Genomic DNA, 24,890 nt, shown 5'->3' with positions numbered 1-24,890 from the left:
ATCTTTGCCGCCCGCCCCTGACCCCGGCGTCGGCCGTATGACTGACGACGCATGGGGGTGGGCTCTGCGACGATGTGCGTATGGCCACCACCCGTCTCGCCTCGCCGCTGCGGCGGCGCGCGTCCGCGTCCCGGTGGTGGCTCGCGTCGCTGGGCCTGACGTTCATCGGCATGTCGGCCACGCTCCTCGCGCAGCGGTGGGGTCTCGACGGCGTCTCCGGGTGGCTCATCCCTGCGCTGCTGTTCGCTGCGGCCCTCGTCCTGGTCTGGAGCCCGCTGGAGACCGCGGTCCAGACGGACGCGCGGCGGCCAGACGTGGTCGCGCTGTTCTCGCGGGACGCGTGGGCGCGCGTGCTGCTGGGTCTCGCGCTCGCGATCGGCACGCTCGTGTGGGTGGCGCAGTGGCGCTTCACCGATGACCCGCTGCTGCGGGGGGTGCTGGTGCCGGTGATCATCGTGGCCGCTCTCGCCCTGCTGCTCGCGCCCTGGTGGCTGCGCCTGATCCGTCAGGTAGGCGTCGAGCGCGAGCGTCGGGTGCGCGAGTTCGAGCGCGCCGAGATCGCGGCGCACCTGCACGACTCGGTGCTTCAGACGCTCACGCTGATCCGTGCCAAGGCCGACGATCCGGCCGCGGTCGCACGCCTCGCACGCGCCCAGGAGCGCGACCTGCGCTCGTACCTGTACCAGGACCGACGCTCGGAGGCGGACTCCGTGGCGACGGCGCTGCAGGCCGCCGTGTCGGAGGTCGAGGACGCGCACGGCGTCGCCGTGGACGTCGTCAGCGTCGGCGACGCACCGACGACCGATGCGTTGCGCGCGGCCGTGAAGGCCGCCCGCGAGGCGGTGCAGAACGCTGCGCGCCACGGCGCCGAGCCGATCTCGGTGTACGCCGAGCTGACCGACGCGCGCTACGAGATCTTCGTCCGCGACTCCGGACCGGGCTTCGATCCTTCGGCGGTCCCCGCGGACCGCGCGGGCATCCGCCATTCGATCCTGGGCCGCGCACGCCGTCATGGCGGCGACGCGGTCGTCGCCTCGACGCCCGGCGGGCGCACCGAGGTCACCATCACCATCCCTCGTGAGGAGCAGCGATGAGCACCACCGTCGTCATCGTCGACGATCATGACGTGATCCGCGTCGGAGTCCGGGAGTCCCTGGACGATGACATCCACGTCGTCGGCGAGGGCCGCGACGTCGAGTCCGCGATCGAGGCCGTGCGCGAGAAGCACCCTGAGGTGGTGATCCTCGACGTGCACCTCCCCGGAGGCTCGGGGGGCGGCGCGCTCGACGTGCTCGCGGACATCCTGGACGGGCCCGACGCTCCGCGCGTGCTCGCGCTCTCAGTCTCGGACGCCGCCGAGGACGTCGTCGCGACGGTGCGGGCGGGCGCCCGCGGGTATGTCACGAAGTCGATCTCGGGCCCGGACCTGTCCGACGCGGTGCGCAGGGTCGCCGGTGGCGACGCCGTGTTCTCGCCTCGGCTGGCAGGCTTCGTGCTGGACGCGTTCAATGCCGCCGGCGGCGAGGTCGCGCACGCCGACGAGGACCTCGACAAGCTCACGGAGCGCGAGCAGGAGGTCATGCGCCTCATCGCGCGGGGCTACACGTACCGCGAGGTCGGGGAGAAGCTCTTCATCTCGATCAAGACCGTGGAGACGCACGTCGGCAAGGTGCTCCACAAGCTCCAGCTGAGCAACCGGCACGAGCTCGCACATTGGGCGGCGCAGCGCCGGATCGTGTAGCCCTCCCGCGCGCGTGTGAGAACGGCCACGCCGCGGAGGGTTGCTTCCGCCCATGAGGTGACAAGCCGGACACGTCGGACCCCGATCCCTGGCGCGAGAGTGCCATCACGACTTACCGTTGACCTGTGCTGAGGGGCTCGCTCATACGCCTGCGCTCGTGGCGAATGCTCGATCGCAGGCGTAGCCATGCCCCGGCGCCGGTGGCACTGTCTCCCGGGCAGGTGCGCGCCCTGCAGCGTGCGGACCGGGTGCGCGGCCGGTGGGTCGTGCGCGCGGTCGCGCTGTACTCGCTGATCGGCTGGCTCGTCGTGATCATCGCGCTCGCACGCCTGGGCATCAGCGCGCCTGTGGTGGCCTCGGGCATCGCCATCGGGGTGATCGGCGCCGCCCTGTTCGCGTCCTTCCTGACGCCCTCCGCATGGGTCGGAGCGATAGTGGTCGTCGCCAACACCGCGGTCGTCACTGCGCTCACCCACGTGTTCGGCACCGACGCCTCGATCGAGCTGCAGCTGTTCCCGATCGGGTTCTCGACATTCCTGCTCGTGCCGCCCGAGTACATCAGGGTGCGCGCGGCGCTCGCGACCATGACGGCGCTGGTGTTCGGCGCGCTCCAGTTCGTGGCCCCCCCGATCGCCGAGCGCGCTCCCTTCGACGCAGATCAGCTGGAGCGCACCAGTCGCGTGAGCAACCTGCTGGCGGCAGCCACGGTGCTCGTGCTCGCGTGGCTCGTGCAGCGACGCTTCATGACGGCGCGCCGCATCTTCGAGGGTGCGGCGCTGTACGGCGAGCTACGCGCCGCCACCGACGAGCTCACGGGGCTAGTCAACCGGCGCCCGGTGCAGGCCCGGCTCGAGGAGCTCGAGCGCACCGGGCGCACCGACTACGCGATCGCAGTGCTGGACCTGGACAACTTCAAGGACGTCAACGACGCGTACGGCCACGAGTGCGGCGACCGCGCGATCCAGACTGTCGCAGGCGTGCTCTCGGATTGCTTCCGCGACGTGGATCTCGTGAGCCGTTGGGGCGGAGACGAGTTCGTGGTGGTGCTGTACCGCGTGCTGCCTTCCGAGCTGGCGAGCACGCTCGAGCGCGTTCGTGTTGCCGTCGAGAACACCTGGTACACGTGGGACGGCAAGGATCGCACCGTGACAGTCTCGATCGGCGGCGCGATCGCGCGGACGGGACGCACCCCGATGGACTGCCTTGCGGCGGCCGATGACGCGCTCTACCGGGCCAAGGAGGCGGGCCGCAACAGGGTCATCCTCGCCGACCGCTTCGGGCCCGCGACCGAGTCGCGACGCATGCCCTCCACGAGCGACTGAGGCGCCGCCTCCCGTAGCGCCCGACCCCCGCGTCGGGCGCGTTCGCGCGTCAGTGGCACCGCCTAGACTGGCCCGGTCATGGATGCGCTCTTCGATCTCACCGACCCTGCCGACCCGAACCCGACGCAGGCCGAGCCCGCGAGGTCAGCGCTCGTGGACGGGCTCAACCCGCCGCAGGCCGAGGCCGTGCTGCACGATGGCCACGCGCTGCTCATCATCGCCGGCGCAGGCTCCGGCAAGACGCGTGTGCTCACTCACCGCATCGCGCATCTGCTCGAGTCGGGGCGCGCCCGGCCGCACGAGATTCTCGCGATCACGTTCACCAACAAGGCCGCCGGCGAGATGCGCGAGCGCGTCGCCGCCCTCGTGGGACCCGAGGGCCGGCACATGTGGGTCTCGACGTTCCACTCGGCGTGCGTGAGGATCCTCCGGCAGGATCACGAGCTCGCCGGTCTGAAGTCGAGCTTCTCGATCTACGACACCGCCGACTCGGTCAACCTCATGAAGCTCGTCATGAAGGAACTCGAGCTCGACCCTAAGAAGTTCACGCCCAAGGCCATTCTGGGGCGCATCGGCACGTTCAAGGACGAGCTGCTCAGCCCGCAGCAGGCGCTCGCCGCCGCCGAGGGCAAGAGCCGCTTCAGCATCGACCACGCCGCGGCGACCGCGTACGGGCCCTACCAGCGCAGGCTCGAGGCCGCGCACGCCGTGGACTTCGACGACATCATCGTCAAGACGGTCCACCTGATGCAGAACCACCCCGAGGTCGTGCAGCGCTACCGCGAGCGCTTCCGCCACGTGCTGGTCGACGAGTACCAGGACACCAACCACGCGCAGTACGTGCTCGTGCGCGAGCTCGTGGGCGAGACGGGGCATCTCACGGTGGTCGGCGATGCGGATCAGTCGATCTACGCGTTCCGTGGAGCGACGATCCGCAACATCCTGGAGTTCGAGAAGGACTACCCGGACGCACACGTGGTGCACCTCGAGCAGAACTACCGCTCCACGCAGACCATCCTCAGCGCGGCCAACGCGGTGATCGCGAACAACGAGGGCCGCCGCCCCAAGAATCTGTGGACCGACGCCGGGGCCGGAGCGCGCATCGCCGGCTACGCGGCGGACACCGAGCAGGACGAGGCGCAGTACGTCGCCGACGAGATCGGGCGCCTCATGCGCGAGCACGACGTCGCGCCGTCCGACGTCGCGATCATGTACCGCGCCAACGCGCAGTCCCGCGCGCTCGAGGAGCGCTTCATGCGCGCCGACATCCCGTACAAGGTGGTCGGGGGCACGCGCTTCTACGAGCGCAAGGAGATCAAGGACATGCTCGCCTATCTGGCGGCGGTCGTGAACGAGGACGACGATGTCGCGATGCGGCGCGTCATCAACACCCCCAAGCGGGGCATCGGGGACGCCGCGGTGGACTCGGTCGCGACCCTTCAGCGCGCGAACGCGATCGCGCCGATCTCGTTCGGAGCCGCGCTGCGCAAGGCGGACGAGGCGGGCCTCGCGACCCGCTCGCTGCGCGCGGTCCAGGACTTCGTGGCGCTCATGGACGACCTACGGTCCCTCGCCGCCGACAACGGGCCCGCTGGCGTGCTGGACGCGATCGCCGACCGCTCGGGCATGCTCGCGACGCTGCGCGCGTCCGACGACCCGCAGGACGCGAGCCGCATCGAGAACATCATGGAACTCGTGGCCGTGGGCCGTGAGTTCTCCGAGGAGAACCCCGACGGCTCCCTCGCTGATTTCCTCGAGAAGGTGGCTCTCGTCGCCGACGCGGACCAGGTGCCCGACGCGGACGGCACCGGGGGAGTCGTGACGCTCATGACTCTCCACACCGCCAAGGGCCTCGAGTTCCCCGTCGTGTTCCTCACCGGCCTCGAGGACGGCACCTTCCCGCATATGCGCTCCATCGAGTCTGGGCTTCCGAAGGACATGGAGGAGGAGCGCCGACTCGCCTACGTGGGTCTCACGCGCGCTCGCGAGCGGCTCTACCTCACGCGCGCCGAGGTGCGCTCGAGCTGGGGCACGCCCCAGTACTTCGGCGCGTCACGCTTCGTCGAGGAGATCCCCGCCGAGCTGATGGAGTGGAAGCGTTCGGAGCACACCATGGCGTCCCTGCGCGCGCGCTCCGACCGCGGCACGTCGCGCTCGGGCGCGTGGTCGGGCATGGGCTACGGCGGGAGCCAGGACCGCGGCGACGGCAACTCGTACTCGCGTGCCGGAGCCGTCTCGACGCGGCGCGTGCCGCCGAGCCCGCCAGGGGGCGCTGGGGGTGACGTCGGCTACGAGGTCGGCGACCGCGTGCTGCACGACAAGTTCGGCATGGGAAAGGTCGTCGGCACCGAGGGTTCCGGCCGCAACGCTGTCGCCAAGGTCGACTTCGGCTCCGAGGTCAAGCGCCTCGTGCTGCGCTTCAACAATCTCGAGAAGCTCTAGACACTCTCCCGGCGACCGCGCGCGCGGTCGCCGAGTAGGCTCGACCCGGACCCGGAACTCGCGGAGGAATCATGGAAGCCAGGACGTCCAAGGTCTCGATCGTCGGCGCTGGCGCGGTGGGCTCGACCCTCGCCTACGCAGGCCTGATGCGAGGCTTCGCCCGCACCGTCGCGCTGTACGACATCAACAAGGCGAAGGTCGAGGCGGAGGCGCTCGACCTCGCGCAGGGCATCCAGTTCATGCCCGAGGCGACCGTGCTCGGGTCCGACGACGTGGGCGTGGTCGAGGACTCCGACGTGGTGGTCATCACGGCCGGCGCCAAGCAGCAGCCCGGGCAGTCCCGCATGGACCTCGCGGGTGCGACGATCTCGCTCATGGACAAGGTGCTGCCGCCGCTGCTCAAGGCCGCTCCCGACGCGATCTACATCCTGGTGACCAACCCCGTGGATGTGGTGACGTACGCGGCGATCAAGAAGTCCGGCATGGACCCCGCGCAGATGTTCGGCTCCGGCACGGCGCTCGACACGTCGCGCCTGCGCCACCAGATCGCCGCCAAGTGCGACGTCGCCGTGGGCAACGTGCACGCGTACATCGCAGGCGAGCACGGCGACTCCGAGGTTGCCCTGTGGTCCTCGGCCACGATCGGCGGCCAGCTGCTCACAGAGTGGCGTGGCCGCGACGGCGAGATCGTCATGACGGAGGACGTGCGCGAGCAGATCCACCACGACGTGATGCGCTCGGCGTACACGATCATCGAGGGCAAGGGCGCGACCAACTATGCGGTCGGCGCCGCCGGCGCACGCATCGTCGAGGCAGTGCTCGGCGACCAGCGCCGCATCATGCCGGTATCCACGCTCACGACCTACCCGAACGTCGGCGAGGTGTGCATGTCGCTGCCCGCAGTCATCGGACGCAACGGGATCGAGCACCAGGCGGCGACCCCCATGGACGACAGCGAGCGCGCGGCGCTCGAGGCGTCTGCTCGCTCGATCCGCGAGACGGCGGAGCGGTTCGGCGTCGGCGTCTGAACGCCGCTCAGCTGAGCGCGAGCAGGGCCGTCGTGCCCAGACCGCCGATGAGGCCGATGGAGCCTCCGACGATCCCGAAGATCGCTCGGCCGGAGCCGTGCCCTCCCCGCTTGGCAAGCCGCAGCGCCCAGATCGAGATCCACAGCGTTCCGCCACCTACGACGATCCCAAGCGGCCCGAACATGCCGAACAGCAGGCTCGCGAACGCGAGGTAGCCTGCCGCGATCGACTGCCACGAGCGCCCCACCGGCACGATCCAGTGCATCGCGTCGTTCGGGCCCGGTTCGGTGGCGGGAGCCTGCGTCGGGAGCTGGCCGGGTCCGTAGCGCCCCGGCGCGAACTGCCCGGGGGTGACCTGCCCCGGCATGGGCTGTCCCTGCACGGGCAGCGTCGCCGGCGGCGGCATCGGTGCGGTGTGCTCGGTCCAGCGCGCTCCATCCCAGTAGCGCAGCGTCCCCATGACCTGCGGGTCGGCGTACCAGCCTGCGGGCACCATGGTCTCCATGCTTCCCCCTTGTCGTGCTGTTCCCCTGGCGACATCGAACCAGAGGCAGGGCAGTGCGAGAGCCGCGGCGCGCCCGTGGACTCGTGGTCGTGTGCCGGGCGCCGGTGAGCCCCGGCGTGCACCTCAAGGGTCGCGCCAGGGCTCACCGGTGCCAGCCTTAGGCGAGCGCGGGCTCCTTGCGGTCCGCGTCGTCGTCCGCGTCGGTCATGGCGGGGTGGCCGCCTTCGATGCGCACCTCGGGCAGCCACGCGAGCCACGACGGCAGGTACCAGTTCGCCCTGCCGAGCAGTGTCATGAGCGACGGCACCAGGATCGACCTGACGATGGTGGCGTCGATGATGACCGCCGCCGCGAGGCCGAAGCCCATCTGCGCAAACTCGGCGAGATCCCCGATCGCGAAGCCCGAGAACACGGCAACCATGATGAGAGCCGCCCCGGTGATGAGCGAGCCCGTACGGCTCAGACCGAACGCCACGGCTTCCTTCGTGTCGCCCGTGACGTCGTAGCGTTCCTTGATCCGGCTGAGCAGGAACACGTGATAGTCCATCGACAGCCCGAACAGGACCGCGAACAGGAACAGCGGAATCCATGGCGCGATGCCGTCCACCTGCGGGAAGCCGAGCAGCTCTGCGCCCCAGCCCCATTGGAAGACCGCGACCAGCAAGCCGAACGCCGCTCCGGTCGACAGCAGGTTCAGAGCGATCGCGAGTGCGGGCACCACGATCGAGCGGAACGCGCCTAGCAGCAGCACGAAGCTCGACCCGAGCACGATCAGGAGCACCCACGGGGCCATCGAGCGAATCATGTCGGAGAAGTCGACCGAGTCCGCCTGGTCTCCTCCCACGTGTGCGACGGCATCGGTGCCCGCCAGGGCGGCGGGAACGACCTCGGTGCGCAGGCGCTCGATCGCGCGCTCCGCGGCGGGGTCGGCGGAGTCGTGTACGTCCCGCGTGTCGATGAAGGCCGTCTCGCCGTTCCAGGACACGGCCGTCTCGGCGAACGCCTCGTCACCCTCGATCCGGTCAGCGAGGGCCTCGATGGCTGCGCGCGCGCCTCCCGCGTTCTCGATCGCCACCAGCGTCGACGCCTGGCCCTGACCGAAGTCCTCCACGATCGTCTCGGTCGCGAGGCGAATCGAGTTGTCCTCGGGCAGGGACTCGATGCCGGGGAACGTCAGACGCATCGACGCTGCAGGGGCGGCGAGCACGCCGAGCAGCGCCACCCCGGCGACGGCCCACGCAGCCGGTCGCCGGATCACGGCATTGGCCATCGCGCGCCAGGCTCGCGGCTCGCGGCCGGGATGCGCGGTAGGCACCCGCCCCTTGTTCACGCGGTGCCCCAGCAGCTGCAGCACTGCTGGCAGCAGCGTGAGCGCGGAGATGACCGACATGATCGCGACGATGATCGCGCCGGCCCCGAGCGAGCGCATGATCGTCGACGGCACGATCAAGAGGCCCACGAGCGAGATCACCACGGTGACGCCTGAGAACAGCACGGCACGGTTCGCCGTCGACCCCGCGACGGTCACGGCGTCTCGCACGGTTCGCCCGTGCGCGAGCTCTTCCCGGAAGCGCTGCACCATGATGAGGCTGTAATCGATGCCGAGCGCGAGTCCCATCATCGTGATCATGTTGACCACGAAGAACGAAAGTTCGAACGCCTGGCCCACGATCGCGGTCGCGCCGACGGCCATGATGATCGACACGATCGCCACGAGCAGAGGGATGCCTGCCGCGACGAGCGCGCCGAACACGATCACGAGGATCACGAGCGCGACGCCGATGCCGATCGCCTCGCCCACGAGCAGGCTCTCCTCCGCCAGCGCGTCGAATGCCGCCTCCCCGGTGACGGGCCCGATGTTGCGCAGCGTGAAGCCGTCCGTCTGCGCCGCCTCGGTGGCTGCCATCAGGGCCTCGGCGACGGCGCCGTCCTCGTCAGGCTCGACGGAGACCGAGACGAGCGCGGTGGTGCCGTCCTCGGAGACGGGGAACGGCGCCTCCGCGGTGGGCACCGAGACGCTCGCGACGCCCTCGACGGCCCCGACTTGCGTCGCGAGAGCGGCGAGCGCGCCGGTGAAGTCGGCGTCGCCGAAGCGCGCCGTGTCGGCTTCGACCACGATCGTCTCGACAGTGTCAGCGTCGAGGTCGCCTCGCAGCGCCGTATCGAGATCGTCCGCGACCTGCGCCTCCGTCTCGACGAGCATCCGCTCATCCTGGGTGAGGGCGTCCCCGAGCCCCCCTGCGGCATAGATCGCGCCGGCGAGCGCGATGAGCCAGATGCCGATGGTGACCCACGGCCGGGCGGCCGCGGTGCGGGCGATGCGCCCGGTGATCCCTGGTGTCATGTCTCCTCCTTGGGTTCGGCCTCGACGCTAAGGACGGCGACGGGGGCGGGTCTGCCCGCCTGCGAGCGAATGCGGGAGGTCCGTGGGGGAACCTGGCGCCGCTGTCGGGGGAGTGCAGCATCAGCCGCGTCACCCGTGAGGGGGAGGCGCGATTCCGTCGGCCGAGTGTGGGCACAGCAGGACGCGCACGGGCACGATGGGGCCATGAGCATCGTCGGTCGCTACTTCGCGGTCACCTGGTCGGCCCGCACGGGCCGCGAGGTGGCCTACCTGCTGCTGGGTCTTCCCATGTCGATCGTGTGGTTCGTCTACGCCGTCACGATGTACGCGCTCGGCGTCTCCCTGCTGATCATCTGGGTGGGGGTGCCGATCCTGGCATTCGCGCACCGGTCGATGAGGCCCATCGGCCGACTGGAGCGCGCTACGGCAAACACGCTGATCGATGCCCGCATCGACGAGCCTCTCGCGCTCGCCTATCGCCTGCACGAACCCGGCGGTCCGCTCACGCTCGCGGGCGCGGGCCGCTGGAGCCACGCGCTGCTGCATGACGCTCACGCGTGGCGCGTGCTCGGTTGGCTCATGATGCGCATCGTGCTCGGGCCGATCGGCTTCACCCTCGCAATTCTCACGGTCGTGGTGCCGCTGTCCTTGGTCGCGGCGTGGGGGATCGCTTTCGGGTACTTCGTGGGGGTAGTGCCCGCCACGGACGATGCGGTCGCGCAGTCGATCGTCGACACGGTGGCGTTCTGGGTGCTGGTCGGCACGCCTGTGATCGCGCTCGCGATCCCGATGTTCGCGTGGGTGAGCCACCACTGGTCGTCTCTCATGGCGGTGATCGCGCGCTGGGCCCTGGGGCCATGCGCGGACGAGCGTGTGGAGCAGGCGACGCAGCGCGCCGAGCTCGCCGAGACGCAGGTGCGGATCGATCAGGAGCTCCACGACAGCATCGGGCACATGATCACCATGAACATCGTGCAGGCGGGCGCGGGCGCCCACGTCTTCGACACGGACCCGGAGTTCGCGCGGCAGGCGCTGCGCAACATCGAGGAGCGCGGCCGCGTCGCCATGGGCGAGCTCGATCGCATCATCGCCGCGATCCGGGGCGACGACGCGGGGCCTCGCGCCCCGCTGCCGACGCTCGACGACCTGCCCTCGCTCCTGGATCAGGCCCGTGCGGCGGGGCTCGAGATCGTCGCTCGACTCGAGGCCGGCCCGGCGCCGGCGGCGCTGTCGAGGGCCGCCTACGCGATCGTCCGCGAAGGCGTGACGAACGCTGCCAAGCACGCTCCCGGCACGCCGATCCACGTGCACACCGCGTCGCTCGCCGACGCGCTCGCGGTCGGCGTGACGAACGGTCCGGCCGCGCCGGGCGCCGTGCCGATCGCGGCCCTGCGACGCGCGCAGCCGAGCCTGAGGCGCGGCGTCGCAGGCATTCGCGACCGGGCTGCCCTGCTCGGAGGTGCGAGCGCGATCGGCCCCACGTCCGACGGTGGCTTCGAGGTCCTCGTGACGCTGCCGCTCGAAATGGGTCTGGGTGCGGCTGACCCCGCCGAGGACGCCGAGTGCTGTGCCTGGAGCCGCGCGCGTGACAGGGTGAGCGCATGAGGATCGCGATCGTCGACGATGACCCGCTCGTGCGCATGGGCCTCAAGGCGATTCTGCAGTCGGAGGACGGCTGGGACGTCGTGGCCGAGGCGGGCGACGGGGCCGCGGCTGTCGCCGAGGTGAGGCGCGCAGCGCCCGATGTGGTGCTCATGGACGTCCGCATGCCCGGCATGGATGGGCTCGAGGCCACGCGCCTCATCGTGCAGGCGGGCTCCGCGACCAAGGTGCTCGTGCTGACCACTTTCGAGGTGGACGAGTACGTCTTCGAGGCGATGCGTGCGGGCGCGGCGGGCTTCGTGCTCAAGCGAGTGCCGCCCACGGAGCTGATCGAGGCGGTCCGGATCGTCGCCTCGGGCGAGTCGCTGCTGTTCCCTGCCTCCACCCGTGCCGTGATCGAGCGCTTCGCGGGACCGGGCCAGCTGGACATGCCCGAGCTCACCGAGCGCGAGCAGGACGTTCTACGCGAGCTCGCCCGTGGCCGCTCGAACCTTGAGATCGCCACAGGTTTGTTCGTGTCGGTGGAGACCGTGAAGTCGCACGTCGCCTCGATTCTCACCAAGCTTGGCGTGCGCGATCGCACGCAGGCGGTGATCGTCGCGTACGAGTCGGGCTTCGTACGTCCTGGTGACGCCGCGGATCTGTAGCGGTTCCGTCCGACGCGGACGCGTCGTGACTCAGTCCAGCGTCGGGAGCGGCGCGTCGCCGTCGCCCAGCAGTTCGAGCTCACACGCGTCGAGGTGCATGCGGACTGCCAAGTCGATGGCTGCGACTGTGACGTCCTGCACCCGCGGGCTCGCACGAGCGGAGTCGTGTCACGGCTGCGGCGGGAAGGCGAGCACGGGTGAACCGCCACCGGGGAACGGGGGTGGCACAGCGCGTCGGGCGTGTCGGCAGGCCCGACGCTCGGGCTAGGCTGTCTCCGTCGAACCCCACCGCCGCGACCCGGCGTCCCCGACAAGTGAGGACCAACGATGGACCTGTACGAGTACCAGGCCCGCGATGTGTTCGAGAAGCACGGAGTCCCCGTGCTGCCCGGCATCGTGGCCACCACCCCCGCCGAGGCGAAGGCCGCGGCTGAACAGCTGGGCGGCGGCACGGTCGTCGTCAAGGCCCAGGTGAAGACCGGTGGACGAGGCAAGGCCGGCGGGGTCAAGCTCGCCCACTCGCCCTCCGAGGCCGAGGCCGCCGCGCAGGCGATCCTCGGGATGGACATCAAGGGCCACACCGTGCACCGCGTGATGATCGCCGCGGGCGCGAAGATCGCGCAGGAGTTCTATTTCTCCGTGCTGCTGGACCGCGCCGAGCGCCGCTACCTCGCGATGTGCTCCTACGAGGGCGGCATGGAGATCGAGGAGCTCGCCGTCGAACGCCCCGAGGCGCTCGCCAAGGTCGCGATCGACCCGCTCGAGGGCATCGACAAGGCCAAGGCTCTCGAGATCGTCGCCGAGGCGTCGTTCCCCGAGGCGCTGCGGAACAAGGTCGCCGACGTGATCGTGCGCCTGTGGCACGTCTACAAGAACGAGGACGCCACGCTCGTCGAGGTGAACCCGCTGGTGCTGACCGAGGACGGCGAGGTCATCGCGCTCGATGGCAAGGTCACGCTCGACGAGAACGCCGAGTTCCGTCACGAGGACCACGCCGCGCTCGAGGACAAGGCCGCCGCCGACCCGCTTGAGGCCAAGGCCAAGCACATGAACCTCAACTACGTGAAGCTCGACGGCTCCGTGGGCATCATCGGCAACGGAGCGGGCCTCGTCATGTCGACGCTCGACGTCGTCGCGTACGCGGGCGAGCAGTTCGGCGGAGTCAAGCCCGCGAACTTCCTCGATATCGGCGGCGGCGCCTCGGCCGAGGTCATGGCCAACGGGCTCGACGTGATCCTTCACGACCCGCAGGTCAAGAGCGTGTTCGTCAACGTGTTCGGTGGCATCACGTCGTGCGTCGCTGTGGCCGACGGCATCGTGGGTGCGCTCGAGACGCTCGGCGACGAGGCGAGCAAGCCCCTCGTGGTGCGCCTGGACGGCAACGCCGTCGAGGAGGGCCGCGCGATCCTCGCGCGCGCCAACCACCCGCTCGTGACCATCGTCGAGACCATGGACGGCGCAGCGGCCAAGGCCGCCGAGCTGGCCGCATCGTAAGGAGAGCTGACATGGCGATCTTCCTCACCAAGGACTCCAAGGTCATCGTTCAGGGCATGACCGGCTCCGAGGGCATGAAGCACACGCAGCGCATGCTCGCGTCCGGCACCCAGATCGTGGGCGGCGTGAACCCGCGCAAGGCGGGCACCGAGGTCGAGTTCCCCGGCGACGTCACCGTGCCAGTCTTCGGCTCGGTCGCCGAGGCGATGGCCGCGACCGGCGCCGACGTCTCGGTGCTGTTCGTCCCGCCGCCCTTCACCAAGGCCGCAGTCATCGAGGCAGTCGACGCGGGCATGCCCCTCGCGGTGATCATCACCGAGGGCGTGCCAGTCGCAGACACGGCCGAGTTCTTCGCGTACGCGCAGTCCAAGGGCACGCGCCTCATCGGCCCGAACTGCCCCGGCCTCATCACGCCCGGACAGTCCAACGTGGGCATCACGCCGGCGTCCATCACAGGCCCGGGCAAGATCGGCCTCGTGTCGAAGTCCGGCACTCTGACCTATCAGATGCTGTTCGAGCTGCGCGACATCGGCTTCTCCACGGCCGTGGGCATCGGCGGCGACCCGATCGTGGGCACCACGCACATCGACTGCCTCGAGGCGTTCGAGAACGACCCGGAGACCGCGGCGATCGTGATGATCGGCGAGATCGGCGGAGACGCAGAGGAGCGCGCGGCCGCGTACATCAAGGAGCACGTCACGAAGCCCGTCGTCGGCTACGTCGCGGGCTTCGAGGCCCCCGAGGGCAAGACCATGGGCCACGCGGGCGCCATCGTGTCAGGCTCGGCGGGCACCGCGCAGGCGAAGAAGGAGGCTCTCGAGGCCGCGGGCGTGAAGGTCGGCAAGACCCCGTCCGAGACCGCGCAGCTCATGCGGGAGATCCTCAGCTAGACGATTCGTCAGCACACACAGCGAGGGTCGGCCCCAGGCGGGAGCCGACCCTCGCTGCGTCTGCGCGTCCAGCACGCACGTCGCCGCGGGTCGCCGCGCGGCGGTCCCCGGACCGGGACGCCATCCGAGCGACCATAGATGCCATGACCGCGTCCACGTCCCTGCGCTCGCGCCTGCGCGGCCTGGCCGACGCGCTGCCGGGCTGGGCGAGCGGACTCGTCACGGGCGCTCTCGCCGCGCTGGTCTCACTGATGGCGGTGATCGCGCCCGCTCTCGCGGCTGTCGCCGCCGCTCCCACGCCCACAGGCACAGGCACGGTGGACTGGTCCGCCGGAGCCGCAATCGCCTCGAAGCTGTGGCTGCTGGCGCACGGCGTTCCCGTCGAGACCGATCTCGCCGCGTTCACGCTCGTGCCGCTCGGGCTCAGCCTCGTGTGCCTCACCGTGCTCGTCGCGACCGCGCAGCGTTTCCTTGACCGCTCATGGGTCGCGGTCGCGCTCGCGGTCGCGAGCTACGCGTTCGTCGTCGGCTCCGTGGCCGCGTTGGTGTGGGCGGGAACGCCCGACGGCTCGGATCTGATCACGCGCGCCGTGGTGGGCGCGTTCGTACTCGCGGTGCCGGGGGCCGTGATCGGGCGCGTGCGAGCGCACGGCCTCACCGTGGACGCGCTCGAGCTCGTCCCTGCACCCGTGCGCGTGGGCACGCGCATCGCCGCGGCGTCCGTCGCGCTCGCGCTCGGCGTCGCCGCTCTGGTCGCGATCGCGTGGGCGGTCGCCGGGCGGCACACCATGGCCGAGACCGCCACGGGGCTGGGCGTGGACGGCGTCGGCGGCGTCGTGCTCGCGCTGGGAGAGACGGCGTACGCACCCACGCTCGTCGTGTGGGCACTGGCGTGGCTCACCGGCCTGGGATTCCGCATCGGCGATGACACGCTGTGGGCTCCGTCGCAACTGCTGACCGGAGACCTGCCCGAGGTGCCGCTGCTGGGCGCGCTGCCCACCGCGTCGGGCGGGCCGCTGGTGTGGGCGCCGCTGCTGCTGGTCGCCGTCGGCGCGATCGCGCGCGTCGCGATGCATCGACGCATCCCCGCATGGAGGGCCGATGCGGCGGTGCTGGTGGCGGAGGTCGTCGCCGCCACGCTCATGACGGCCGCATTGGCCGGGCTCGCATCCGGTGCGATCGGGCCGGGACGCCTGGCCGTCACGGGGCCCGATGCGTGGGCCGTGGGCCTCGCCGCAGGTCTGCTCATCGGCGCCGGGCACCTGCTGGTGCTGCTCGCCACCGCGGTGTCGCGCGCGTTCGCGCCCGAGCCTCAGGTGAGGCCTCGGTCGTCCAGCGCGCTGCGCCAAGCGGCGCCCCGGTCGGGAGCCCAGCCGACGCGCGCGCGGGAGGTGTCGCCCGCGGCGCGGACATCCTCTGCGCCAGCGCGCGCGCCTCACGAGCCCGAGCGGGACCCGGAGCCCGAGGCGGCACCGCAGACTGCGGGGACGGCCGCGAGCGCCGCCGCGCGCTTCCGCCGCGACGAGCGCGACGGCGACGACTGAGCGTCAGGGCTGCGAGGGCAACTCCACTCCGAAGCGGTCGAGCATGTCCTGGTAGGCCGCGTCGAAATCGGCCTGGCACTCGCGGTCGGCCGTGATCGTGAGCGCGCGCGACCGGCATTCGGCGAGGTCGGCGAAGGGCTGGTAGAGCACGATCATGCCCAGGCCCGTGAAGGTCGCGATGACCCCCAGGCCGGTCGAGATGGCTGCGCTCGTGCGCGCCCACGTGGTGAGCGTGCCGGCGCCGCGCAGCGTGAGGGCGAGGATGCCCACCACCGCGACGAGCGGGCCGAGCGCCGCGAGCCCCAGCGCATACGGGAACCCCAGGAGATACAGCACCAGCACGCCGAGCACGAGCACCGTGAGCGCTCTGGCGGCGCGCACGGCTGGCTCCTGCGGCGCTGGCACAGGGGGCGGGGTGGGGGATGCCACGGGGCTCCTTCGGATCGATGTGCCCTCAAGCATGCCGATAGGCTCGCATCCGTGACAAACCGACGCTCCCCCCAGCGGCTCGTGGTGCTCGTCTCCGGCACGGGTTCCGTGATGGAGGCGCTGCTGCGTTCTGCCGAGGACGAGGCGTTCGGGGCGCGGGTCGCCGCGGTCGTCTCGGACCGTCCTGGTGTGCGCGCGCTGGAGATCGCGTCCGACGCCGGGGTCGCCACCGCGGTCGTCTCGCCGGGGGAGTTCCCTGACCGGGCGACGTGGGACGAGGCGCTCGCGCGCACCGTGGCGACGTTCGAGCCTGATCTAGTGGTGTGCGCCGGTTTCATGCGCCTGCTCGGCGCGCCGGTGCTGTCGCGCTGGCCGGGACTGATCGTCAATACGCACCCTGCGCTGCTGCCCAGCTACCCGGGCGCCCACGCGGTGCGGGACGCGCTCGCGGGGGGCGCGAAGGTCACGGGCTGCACCGTGATGCTCGTCGACGAGGGCGTGGATACGGGTCCGATCCTGGCGCAGAGCGCCGTGGACGTGCGGGACAATGACACCGAGGAGTCGCTGCACGAGCGCATCAAGGCCGTGGAGCGTGCGCTCGTCGTGGACACCGTGGGACGGATGGTGCGCGACGGGTGGACCGTGGAGGGCCGCGTCGCGCGGCTCGGATGACACGACGGCCCGCGCGGCCGCGGAGGGAAGGACGACCATGACCGATCGCCAGCCGGTGCGCCGAGCGCTCATCTCCGTGTACGACAAGACGGGCCTCGCAGAACTCGCCACGGCCCTGGCCGACGCCGGGATCCAGGTCGTCTCGACAGGCTCCACGGCGGCGCGCATCGCCGACGCGGGCGTGCCCGTCACCCCCGTGGACCAGATCACGGGCTTCCCCGAGTGCCTCGACGGTCGCGTCAAGACGCTCCACCCGCGCATTCACGCAGGCATCCTCGCGGATCGTCGCCTGCCCGAGCACCGCGCTCAGCTCGACGAACTGGACATCGAGCCGTTCGACCTGGTGATCGTCAACCTGTATCCATTCGCCGCGACCGTCGCCTCGGGCGCGGGCGAGGACGACGTCATCGAGCAGATCGACATCGGCGGCCCCTCGATGGTGCGCGCGGCTGCCAAGAACCACCCGTCGGTGGCCGTGGTCGTCGACCCCGCCGACTACGCGACCGTCCTCGCCGCGATCTCCGAGGGTGGGTTCACGCTCGCGCAGCGCAAGCTTCTCGCGGCCAAGGCGTTCCGCCACACCGCGACGTACGACATCCACGTCGCGTCCTGGATGGGCAACGTGGTCGCGCCCGACGACGACGGGTCGGGGTTCCCCGGCTGGGCGGCCGCGTCGTGGGAGCGCCTCGGCACCCTGCGCTACGGCGAGAACCCGCACCAGCGCGCGGCAGTGTACGGCGACCCGCTGTCGGCGAACGGCCTCGCCTACGCCGAGCAGCTGCACGGCAAGGAGATGAGCTACAACAACTACGTCGACGCCGACGCGGCGGTGCGGGCGGCGTACGACCACGAGCGGCCGGCCGTGGCAGTGATCAAGCACGCGAACCCGTGCGGCATCGCCGTGGGCGAGGACATCGCGCAGGCGCACCGCAGGGCGCACGCCACGGATCCCGTCTCCGCGTTCGGCGGCGTGATCGCGGCCAACCGTGAGATCACCGCAGAGGCCGCGAATCAGATCAAGGACATCTTCACCGAGGTCGTCGCCGCACCGGGCTTCGAGCCCGAGGCTCTCGAGATCCTCACAGCCAAGAAGAACCTGCGTCTGCTCGTCGTGAAGCCGTCGACCACGGGCGTCGAGACGCGCCGCATCAGCGGCGGCATGCTCATGCAGTCCGTCGACGCGATCGACGCCGAGGGTGACAGCCCCAGCGCGTGGCAGCAGGTCGCCGGCGGCGCCGTCTCCGACGCGGTGAAGGCCGACCTCGAGCTCGCATGGCGCGCCTGCCGCGCCGTGAAGTCCAACGCGATCCTGCTCGCACGCGACGGCGCCGCGGTCGGCATCGGCATGGGGCAGGTGAACCGCGTCGACTCGTGCCGCCTCGCCGTGGAGCGCGCGGGCGAGGATCGCGCGCGCGGCTCGGTCGCCGCGTCGGACGCGTTCTTCCCGTTCGCCGATGGACTGCAGGTGCTCATCGACGCGGGCGTGACCGCGGTCGTCTCACCGGGAGGTTCCGTGCGCGACGCCGAGGTCATCGCAGCAGCCGAGGAGGCCGGCATCGCGCTGTTCCACACCGGCACCAGGCACTTCTTCCACTGAGCCGGGACGCCCTCATGATCCAGACGCCTCAGACCTCCGTGCAGGTCGCGCTGCTCACGGTGCTCGCCGCCGTGGGCGCCGTGCTGCTCTCGCTCGTCCTCGGCGCGCGAGTGGGGGTGCTCGTGATGGCCGTCGCATGCGCCGCGGGCGCTGTCGCGCGGCTCGTGCTTCCTGCCGAGCGCGCGTTCGCGGTGCGTCGTCGCGCGGTGGACGTGGCCATGATGGTCGCGTTCACGGCCGCCCTGACCTTTCTGGGCCTCACGACGCCGCTCTAGCGGTCGAGGTCAGCCGGAGATGACCTCGACCGTCTCGACGCGCACGTAGCTCAGCAGATCCTCGCGGGGACCCAGCGCGCGGAACAGCACGCCCGCGATCGCCGCGCCCAGCAGCGGCGCGGCCCAGAACAGCCACAGCTGCTGCAGCGCCCACGGATCCGACCACAGCGCGGTGCCCGTCGCGCGTGCGGGATTGAGCGCACCGTTGGTGAACGGCACCGCGACCATGACCAGGAATCCGACCGTGAGACCGATCGCGAACGGCGCGGCCGCGGCCCCGGCCTTGCGCGTGACCGACGTGACCGAGAGGACCACGCCCACGAGCAGAGCGGCGATCACGATCTCGATGATCGCCGCGGCCAGGATGCCGAAGCCCGTGGGGGAGTGGTCGTCGAAGCCGTTGGATGCCGTGCCGATGAACTCCCGCGTGGTGCCCAGCTGCGCGTACAGCTCGTTCGAGGACACGAGCACCGTGAACAGACCGCCCGCGGCTGCCGCTCCGATCACCTGCGCAATCATGTACGGCACCACGTCCCTGCCGGGGAGCCGGCCCGCGATCCACAGCCCGAACGTCACGGCAGGGTTGAGGTGCGCGCCCGAGACGCCGCCGAAGATCAGCGCGGCGATCATCACGCCCAACGCGAAGCCGAACGCGACAGCGACGATCCCCCAATTCAGCACCCCGGAGAACAGCGCGGCGCCGACTCCCATGAACACCAGGACGAACGTTCCCGCCGCCTCGGCGCCCATCCGGGCGAGCAGCGCGGGGCCAGCCGCCTCCTCGAAGTCGGTCTCCTCTGGGTCGTCCAGGTCGTGGACCTCAGGGTCGGGAACGGCGCGGTGCTCAGACTCGGACATGATGCCCCCTTCACGTGACCCGCCCCCGTGGCGGCGTCTGTGTCGATCCTGGCAGGCGAACGGCGAGTGCGCGCGGCGAGCCAGGCGGGCGGGGCCGCCCCCGTCGCGGCCGCGTCGCACCACGCCGACGCGTCGGGCACACGCCCAGCCGACGCGTCGGGCATGGGACCGTCGTCCCCTCCTGGCGCTCGTGGGCTCGTGTAGGCGAGGCCCCGTGCGTGGACTAGCCTGGGTGCGGACCCACCCCGACGATGTGAGGACAGCGATGGCGAAGATCAAGGTCGAAGGCAAGGTCGTCGAGATCGACGGCGACGAGATGACGCGGATCATCTGGCAGTTCATCAAGGACCGCCTGATCCACCCGTATCTCGACATCGACCTCGAGTACTACGACCTCGGCATCGAGTCGCGCGACGCGACCGACGACCAGATCACCATCGACGCGGCGCACGCCATCAAGAAGCACGGCGTGGGCGTCAAGTGCGCCACCATCACGCCCGACGAGGCGCGCGTCGAGGAGTTCGGCCTCAAGCGCATGTACGTGAGCCCCAACGGCACGATCCGCAACATCCTCGGCGGCGTCGTGTTCCGCGAGCCGATCATCATCTCCAACATCCCGCGCCTCGTTCCGGGCTGGACCAAGCCGATCGTCATCGGCCGCCACGCCCACGGCGACCAGTACAAGGCCACCAACTTCAAGGTGCCCGGCGCCGGCAAGCTCACCGTCACGTTCACGCCCGAGGACGGCTCCGCGCCGATCGAGCACGTCGTCGCCAACTACGGCGAGGACGGCGGCGTCGCGATGGGCATGTACAACTTCAACAAGTCCATCGAGGACTTCGCTCGCGCCTCGTTCGCGTACGGACTCATGCGCGGCTACCCCGTGTACCTCTCCACCAAGAACACGATCCTCAAGCAGTACGACGGCGCGTTCAAGGACATCTTCGCCGACGTGTTCGAGAAGGAGTTCAAGGCCGACTTCGCGAAGGCCGGCATCACCTACGAGCACCGCCTGATCGACGACATGGTCGCCGCCGCGATGAAGTGGGAGGGCGGCTACGTCTGGGCCTGCAAGAACTACGACGGCGACGTGCAGTCGGACACCGTGGCGCAGGGCTTCGGCTCGCTCGGACTCATGACGTCCGTGCTCATGACGCCTGACGGCAAGACCGTCGAGGCGGAGGCGGCGCACGGCACCGTCACGCGCCACTACCGTCAGCACCAGCAGGGCAAGCCCACCTCGACCAACCCGATCGCGTCGATCTTCGCGTGGACCGGCGGCCTCAAGCACCGCGGCAAGCTCGACGGCACGCCCGAGGTTACGGGCTTCGCCGAGACGCTCGAGAAGGTCATCGTCGAGACGGTCGAGTCCGGCTCGATGACCAAGGACCTCGCTCTGCTCGTCGGGCCTGACCAGGAGTGGCAGACCACCGAGGAGTTCCTCGGCACGCTCGACTCGAATCTCGCAGCCCGCCTCGCCTAGAGGCCGGCAGGTCGAACCCCCACGTCCCCCTCCCGTTCCCATGCAAGGAGTCACACTGTCGTGAGCACCTCACCCGTCACTGTCACCGTCACCGGCGCCGCAGGTCAGATCGGATATGCGCTGCTGTTCCGCATCGCGTCCGGTCAGATGCTCGGCCCCGACACCCCGGTGAAGCTCAACCTGCTCGAGATCCCGCAGGGGGTGAAGGCAGCCGAGGGCACCGCGATGGAGCTCGAGGACTGCGCGTTCCCGCTGCTTGCCGGCATCGACATCTTCGACGACCCGAAGGCGGCCTTCTCCGGCGTCAACGTCGGCCTGCTCGTGGGCGCGCGCCCTCGGGGAGCCGGCATGGAGCGCGGCGACCTGCTTGCCGCCAACGGCGGCATCTTCGGCCCGCAGGGCGAGGCGATCAACGCGGGCGCGGCGGACGACGTGCGCATCCTCGTGGTCGGCAACCCCGCCAACACGAACGCGCTCATCGCCTCCGCGCACGCGCCCGATGTGCCCGCCGACCGCTTCAACGCCATGATGCGCCTGGACCACAACCGCGCCCTCGCGCAGCTCGCCGCAAAGTCGGGCTCGCCGGTGTCGTCGATCGAGCGCGTCGCGATTTGGGGCAACCACTCGGCCAAGCAGCACCCTGACATCACGCACGCCACGATCGGAGGGCGCGCGGCGTCGGAGGTCATCGCGGACGACGCGTGGGTCAAGGACGAGTTCGTGCCCACCGTCGCCAAGCGCGGCGCGGCCATCATCGAGGCGCGCGGGGCGTCCTCGGCAGCCTCTGCCGCCAACGCCGCGATCGAGCACGTGCACGACTGGGTGCTCGGTACGCCCGCGGGTGACTGGACGTCCGTCGCGATGCCTTCGGATGGTTCGTATGGCGTGCCCTCGGGGCTGGTGTCGTCGTTCCCTGCCGTCTCGAAGGGCGGCGCGTGGGAGATCGTGCAGGGCCTCGAGATCGACGACTACACGCAGGCGGGCATCGACGTGTCGGTGGCTGAGCTGGTGGAGGAGCGTGACGCGGTGAAGGAGCTCGGGCTGCTCTGATCGGCAGCTGTTCTGGAGCGCCCCGGGCCTGACGGCTCGGGGCGCTCGTCTATGTCTTGCGCATCCTGCGAGGCGTGACACTGCCCTCGGCGTCCTGGTAGTCGTTCAGGGCTGGAAGTGGGCCGCTCTTCGACACTGGATGACTACTGGCGTGCGGGGCCGGGCTGTGCGGCGCTGTGGCGTTCGCGGAACTGGGAGTGTCACGGAACGGTAACAGTTCGTCACAGATTCACGCGGAGGGGTTGCGCGACATTCGTTAGTAACCTTTACTAACAAACATGACCACGGCGGACATGACCTCTTCGGGAACCCAGACGGGTGCCCCGCAGGGTGCCGACGCCCCCGACGGAATCCTGGCCGCGCGCCGCACCGCGCTCGCCTCGAAGGTTCGCCCCGGCGCCCGCGTCCGCCCCGAGCACGCGCGGCGTCACAACCGCGTGCTCGTGCTTCAGGCCCTGTACCGCGCTGAGGGCCTCAGTCGCGCCGACCTGGCTCGCGAGGTAGGCCTCACCCGCGTCACGATCTCGGACCTCGTCGCGGACCTCATCGCCGACCACCTCGTCGTCGAGCTCGGCGTGCGCGCCGACTCGCGCCCCGGCAAGCCCGCGACGCTGCTCGACATCAACCGTGCGGGCTTCGCGATCCTCGCGCTCGACCTCTCCAAGGACGCGATGTTCCGCGGCGTGGTCACCGACCTCGACGGCATCGTGCTCCACCGCGAGGAGCTCGACGTCACCGGACTCACGGGCGACGACGCGATCGAGGCTGCGGGCGTCGTGCTCGACCGCCTGCAGCAGGCGGCGCAGGCCCCGGTGCTCGGCGTCGGCGTCGGATCTCCTGGCATCGTGGCTGCTGACGGCACCGTGCTGAACGCGCCGAACCTCGGCTGGTACGACGTGCCGCTGCAGTCGGTGCTCGCGCAGCGCAGCGGGCTGCCCGTACAGGTCGCGAACGATGCCAACTCCGCGGCTCTCGCCGAGCGCACGTTCGGGGGAGCCGACGAGAACCTCATGCTCGTCCGCGTCGGCCGCGGCGTCGGTGCCGGCCTCGTGATCGGCGGCAGTCTCGTCTGGGGAGCCTCCTCCGCCGCAGGCGAGATCGGCCACGTGGTGGTCGGCACCGACGGCGGCGAGACCTGCGCCTGCGGCAAGGTCGGCTGCCTCGAGACCTGGCTGGCGATGCCCCACCTCAGGGAGCGGCTCGACGCCGCGCCCGACGCTGAAGCCCGGACCGCGGTGCTGGTCGCTGCGGGCGAGCGGCTCGGCATCGCGCTCGCGCCCGTCGTGGGCGCCCTCGACTTGGGGGAGGTCGTCATCAGCGGCCCCCTCGATGTGCTCGACGGTCCGCTGCTCGCCAGCGCCGCCGACACCCTCCGTGCCCGCACGATGGCCAGTGTCCACGGCCACCAGGCGGTGCGGATGACCGAACTCGGGCGCGACATCGTCGTGCTCGGAGCCGCGGTCATGGTCCTCACGGGCCAGTTGGGGGTCAGCTGACTCCCTCACCCAGGGACGTGGCCCCGATGGTCACGGCCGCACCACAAGAGAAAGAACAAGGCAATGAAGAAGACGATGCTCTCCGCGACCGCCTTTGCGGCCGCCGGAGCCCTCGCCCTCGCTGGCTGCTCGTCCGCCGGTGACGACGAGCCCACCTCGACCGCCACCTCCACGAGCGACGAGTCGACCCCTCAGGACATCACCCTGTGGCTGGCCGGGACCGACACTCCGGATGCCCTCATCGACTACCTGAAGACCGAGTACGCGGACGTCAACGGCGGCTCGCTCACGGTCGAGCAGATCGGCTGGGGCGACCTGATCTCGTCGCTCACCACCGCTCTGCCCGACTCGGCGAACACCCCTGACGTGGCCGAGGTCGGCAACACGCAGGCCGCGACGTTCACCACCGTCGGTGCGTTCATGGACCTGACCGACTACTACGACGAGCTCGGCGGCGACTCGCTGCTCCCCGGCTTCGTCGAGGCCGGCTCGATCGGCGACCAGGTCTACGCGCTCCCGTACTACTTCGGCTCGCGCGCGGTCTTCTACCGCAAGGACATCTACGCGGCCGCCGGCGTCGAGGTTCCCTCGACGCTCGCCGAGTACACCGAGGTCAACGCGGCCATGAAGGACCAGGGTGTGGGCGGCGCCTACCTCGCGGGCCGTGACTGGCGCTCGGGCATCTCGTGGATCTTCGCCAACGGCGGCGACATCGCCACCTATGACGGCTCCTCGTGGACCGGCTCGCTGTCCTCGCCCGAGTCGATCGAGGGCATGGAGCAGTGGCAGACGCTGTTCCAGACCGGCAACGTGGCGCAGCCCACGGACGACGACACCACCACCTACTCGGCGATCAACGACGAGTTCCTGCCGGGCACCCCGGCGTCCTCGACCCTGGCGCCGAGCTGGGCGACCTGGACCCTCGGCGACTACGACGAGGAGACCGAGGGCTACGTGTGGAACCCCGAGACGTTCGGCGTCTACGCGCTTCCGGGCGTCGATGGCGGCACGGCCCCCGTGTTCGCCGGTGGCTCGAACATCGGTGTCTCGGCCGCGACGCAGAACGTCGAGGGCTCGATGGACCTCATGCGCATCATCTTCTCCGACGAGTACCAGACGATGCTCGCCGAGAACGGCATGGGCCCGGCCAACCTGGACTTCGCTGACATCTACGCGGAGAACAGCTACTTCGAGGGCGTGAACGCTGTCGCCCTCGAGGCCGCATCGAACGCGAAGCTCACCCCGGCCGCGGCCGGCTGGGCCAGCATCGAGGAGGCCGGGATCATGGAGGACTACTTCCAGGCGGTCGCCGAGGGTGGCGACGTCGCAGCGCTGGCCGCTGAGGCCGACGCCAAGATCAACGAGCTGATCAACGGCTGACACGCCCTGACGGGACCCTGACGCTCCGGCCGGGCCGCGACCCCAGCGGCCGCGGTCCGGCCGGAGCCCCGTCCGACCCCTTCTCGAAAGG

At 70.5% G+C, this 24,890-nt stretch carries 21 protein-coding genes; 17 read left to right on the top strand and 4 right to left on the bottom strand.

All coding sequences use genetic code 11. The features are described 5' to 3' along the window. The first annotated feature begins 80 nt into the window (after nucleotides 1–80). The 5 genes from B7K21_RS04840 (at nucleotide 81) to B7K21_RS04820 (ending at nucleotide 6,533) form a co-directional block, all read left to right on the top strand. Nucleotides 81–1,094 carry a sensor histidine kinase gene (locus B7K21_RS04840; protein ID WP_084074068.1) on the top strand — a complete coding sequence of 338 codons (1,014 nt, stop codon included), beginning with the start codon at nucleotides 81–83 and terminating at the stop codon, nucleotides 1,092–1,094. Then, nucleotides 1,091–1,741, top strand: a complete 651-nt coding sequence (locus tag B7K21_RS04835; RefSeq protein WP_084074067.1) for a response regulator transcription factor — start codon at nucleotides 1,091–1,093, stop codon at nucleotides 1,739–1,741. Before B7K21_RS04840 ends, B7K21_RS04835 begins: the two co-directional genes overlap by 4 nt. Before the next feature lie 200 nt (nucleotides 1,742–1,941). Then, entirely contained in the window at nucleotides 1,942–3,063 is a 1,122-nt protein-coding gene (locus tag B7K21_RS04830) for a diguanylate cyclase (protein WP_159448418.1), read from the top strand. Nucleotides 3,064–3,141: 78 nt separating this feature from the next. After that, nucleotides 3,142–5,505, top strand: coding sequence for a DNA helicase PcrA (pcrA, locus tag B7K21_RS04825; protein WP_084074065.1), 2,364 nt, complete (start codon nucleotides 3,142–3,144; stop codon nucleotides 5,503–5,505). Between the two features lie 71 nt (nucleotides 5,506–5,576). Then, the gene (locus B7K21_RS04820) at nucleotides 5,577–6,533 is read left to right on the top strand and encodes an L-lactate dehydrogenase (RefSeq protein WP_084074064.1); all 957 of its coding nucleotides are present in this window, start codon (nucleotides 5,577–5,579) and stop codon (nucleotides 6,531–6,533) included. A 7-nt stretch (nucleotides 6,534–6,540) separates the two neighbouring features. On the opposite strand, the gene B7K21_RS12730 is transcribed toward B7K21_RS04820, so the two are convergent. Continuing rightward, nucleotides 6,541–7,038 carry a DUF2510 domain-containing protein gene (locus tag B7K21_RS12730; RefSeq protein WP_200806240.1) on the bottom strand — a complete coding sequence of 166 codons (498 nt, stop codon included), beginning with the start codon at nucleotides 7,036–7,038 and terminating at the stop codon, nucleotides 6,541–6,543. A 157-nt stretch (nucleotides 7,039–7,195) separates the two neighbouring features. Next, nucleotides 7,196–9,382: an MMPL family transporter gene (locus tag B7K21_RS04810; RefSeq protein ID WP_084074063.1), complete on the bottom strand. Its 2,187-nt coding sequence runs from the start codon at nucleotides 9,380–9,382 to the stop codon at nucleotides 7,196–7,198. A gap of 204 nt (nucleotides 9,383–9,586) precedes the next feature. Here B7K21_RS04810 and B7K21_RS04805 point away from each other — a divergent pair, with 204 nt between their 5' ends. The 5 genes from B7K21_RS04805 (at nucleotide 9,587) to B7K21_RS04785 (ending at nucleotide 15,559) form a co-directional block, all read left to right on the top strand. Beyond that, complete coding sequence (locus B7K21_RS04805) at nucleotides 9,587–10,987, top strand: sensor histidine kinase (RefSeq protein ID WP_159448417.1); 1,401 nt, start codon at nucleotides 9,587–9,589, stop codon at nucleotides 10,985–10,987. Beyond that, entirely contained in the window at nucleotides 10,984–11,631 is a 648-nt protein-coding gene (locus B7K21_RS04800; RefSeq protein WP_084074061.1) for a response regulator transcription factor, read from the top strand. The genes B7K21_RS04805 and B7K21_RS04800 overlap by 4 nt, the downstream gene beginning before the upstream one ends. Nucleotides 11,632–11,958: 327 nt before the next feature. Further along, nucleotides 11,959–13,125, top strand: a complete 1,167-nt coding sequence (gene sucC / locus B7K21_RS04795; RefSeq protein WP_084074060.1) for an ADP-forming succinate--CoA ligase subunit beta — start codon at nucleotides 11,959–11,961, stop codon at nucleotides 13,123–13,125. An 11-nt stretch (nucleotides 13,126–13,136) separates the two neighbouring features. Then, on the top strand, nucleotides 13,137–14,015 hold the full coding sequence (gene sucD, locus B7K21_RS04790; protein WP_084074059.1) for a succinate--CoA ligase subunit alpha: 879 nt from the start codon (nucleotides 13,137–13,139) through the stop codon (nucleotides 14,013–14,015). Between the two features lie 143 nt (nucleotides 14,016–14,158). Further along, nucleotides 14,159–15,559 (top strand): DUF6350 family protein, encoded by a 1,401-nt coding sequence (locus tag B7K21_RS04785; RefSeq protein ID WP_084074058.1) that lies wholly within the window; start codon nucleotides 14,159–14,161, stop codon nucleotides 15,557–15,559. A 3-nt stretch (nucleotides 15,560–15,562) separates the two neighbouring features. Here B7K21_RS04785 and B7K21_RS04780 read toward each other — a convergent pair whose 3' ends face one another. Next, complete coding sequence (locus B7K21_RS04780) at nucleotides 15,563–15,940, bottom strand: hypothetical protein (protein WP_084074057.1); 378 nt, start codon at nucleotides 15,938–15,940, stop codon at nucleotides 15,563–15,565. 99 nt (nucleotides 15,941–16,039) lie between these two features. Between B7K21_RS04780 and purN the strand changes: the two genes are divergently transcribed. From purN to B7K21_RS04765, 3 genes are read left to right on the top strand one after another with little or no spacing between them, the layout of a single operon-like run. Further along, nucleotides 16,040–16,660: a phosphoribosylglycinamide formyltransferase gene (gene purN, locus B7K21_RS04775; RefSeq protein WP_084074056.1), complete on the top strand. Its 621-nt coding sequence runs from the start codon at nucleotides 16,040–16,042 to the stop codon at nucleotides 16,658–16,660. A gap of 37 nt (nucleotides 16,661–16,697) precedes the next feature. Then, nucleotides 16,698–18,257: a bifunctional phosphoribosylaminoimidazolecarboxamide formyltransferase/IMP cyclohydrolase gene (purH, locus tag B7K21_RS04770; protein WP_084074055.1), complete on the top strand. Its 1,560-nt coding sequence runs from the start codon at nucleotides 16,698–16,700 to the stop codon at nucleotides 18,255–18,257. 14 nt (nucleotides 18,258–18,271) lie between these two features. Further along, nucleotides 18,272–18,532 (top strand): DUF3017 domain-containing protein, encoded by a 261-nt coding sequence (locus B7K21_RS04765; RefSeq protein WP_084074054.1) that lies wholly within the window; start codon nucleotides 18,272–18,274, stop codon nucleotides 18,530–18,532. Nucleotides 18,533–18,541: 9 nt separating this feature from the next. Here B7K21_RS04765 and B7K21_RS04760 read toward each other — a convergent pair whose 3' ends face one another. Next, nucleotides 18,542–19,390: an aquaporin gene (locus tag B7K21_RS04760; RefSeq protein WP_159448416.1), complete on the bottom strand. Its 849-nt coding sequence runs from the start codon at nucleotides 19,388–19,390 to the stop codon at nucleotides 18,542–18,544. Between the two features lie 265 nt (nucleotides 19,391–19,655). Here B7K21_RS04760 and B7K21_RS04755 point away from each other — a divergent pair, with 265 nt between their 5' ends. The 4 genes from B7K21_RS04755 (at nucleotide 19,656) to B7K21_RS04740 (ending at nucleotide 24,799) form a co-directional block, all read left to right on the top strand. Next, the gene (locus tag B7K21_RS04755) at nucleotides 19,656–20,873 is read left to right on the top strand and encodes an NADP-dependent isocitrate dehydrogenase (RefSeq protein ID WP_084074052.1); all 1,218 of its coding nucleotides are present in this window, start codon (nucleotides 19,656–19,658) and stop codon (nucleotides 20,871–20,873) included. Between the two features lie 60 nt (nucleotides 20,874–20,933). Further along, nucleotides 20,934–21,923, top strand: a complete 990-nt coding sequence (locus B7K21_RS04750) for a malate dehydrogenase (protein WP_084074051.1) — start codon at nucleotides 20,934–20,936, stop codon at nucleotides 21,921–21,923. 278 nt (nucleotides 21,924–22,201) lie between these two features. Continuing rightward, a complete protein-coding gene (locus tag B7K21_RS04745; protein WP_234989183.1) occupies nucleotides 22,202–23,419 on the top strand; it encodes an ROK family transcriptional regulator in 1,218 nt (405 codons plus the stop codon). A gap of 63 nt (nucleotides 23,420–23,482) precedes the next feature. Beyond that, complete coding sequence (locus B7K21_RS04740; protein ID WP_084074050.1) at nucleotides 23,483–24,799, top strand: extracellular solute-binding protein; 1,317 nt, start codon at nucleotides 23,483–23,485, stop codon at nucleotides 24,797–24,799. Nucleotides 24,800–24,890 lie beyond the last annotated feature (91 nt).

This window comes from Demequina sp. NBRC 110052, from assembly GCF_002090075.1.
Taxonomy (GTDB): Bacteria; Actinomycetota; Actinomycetes; order Actinomycetales; family Demequinaceae; genus Demequina.
Note: the sequence above shows the minus strand (reverse complement) of the source record. Positions and strands in the feature narration are given on the sequence as shown.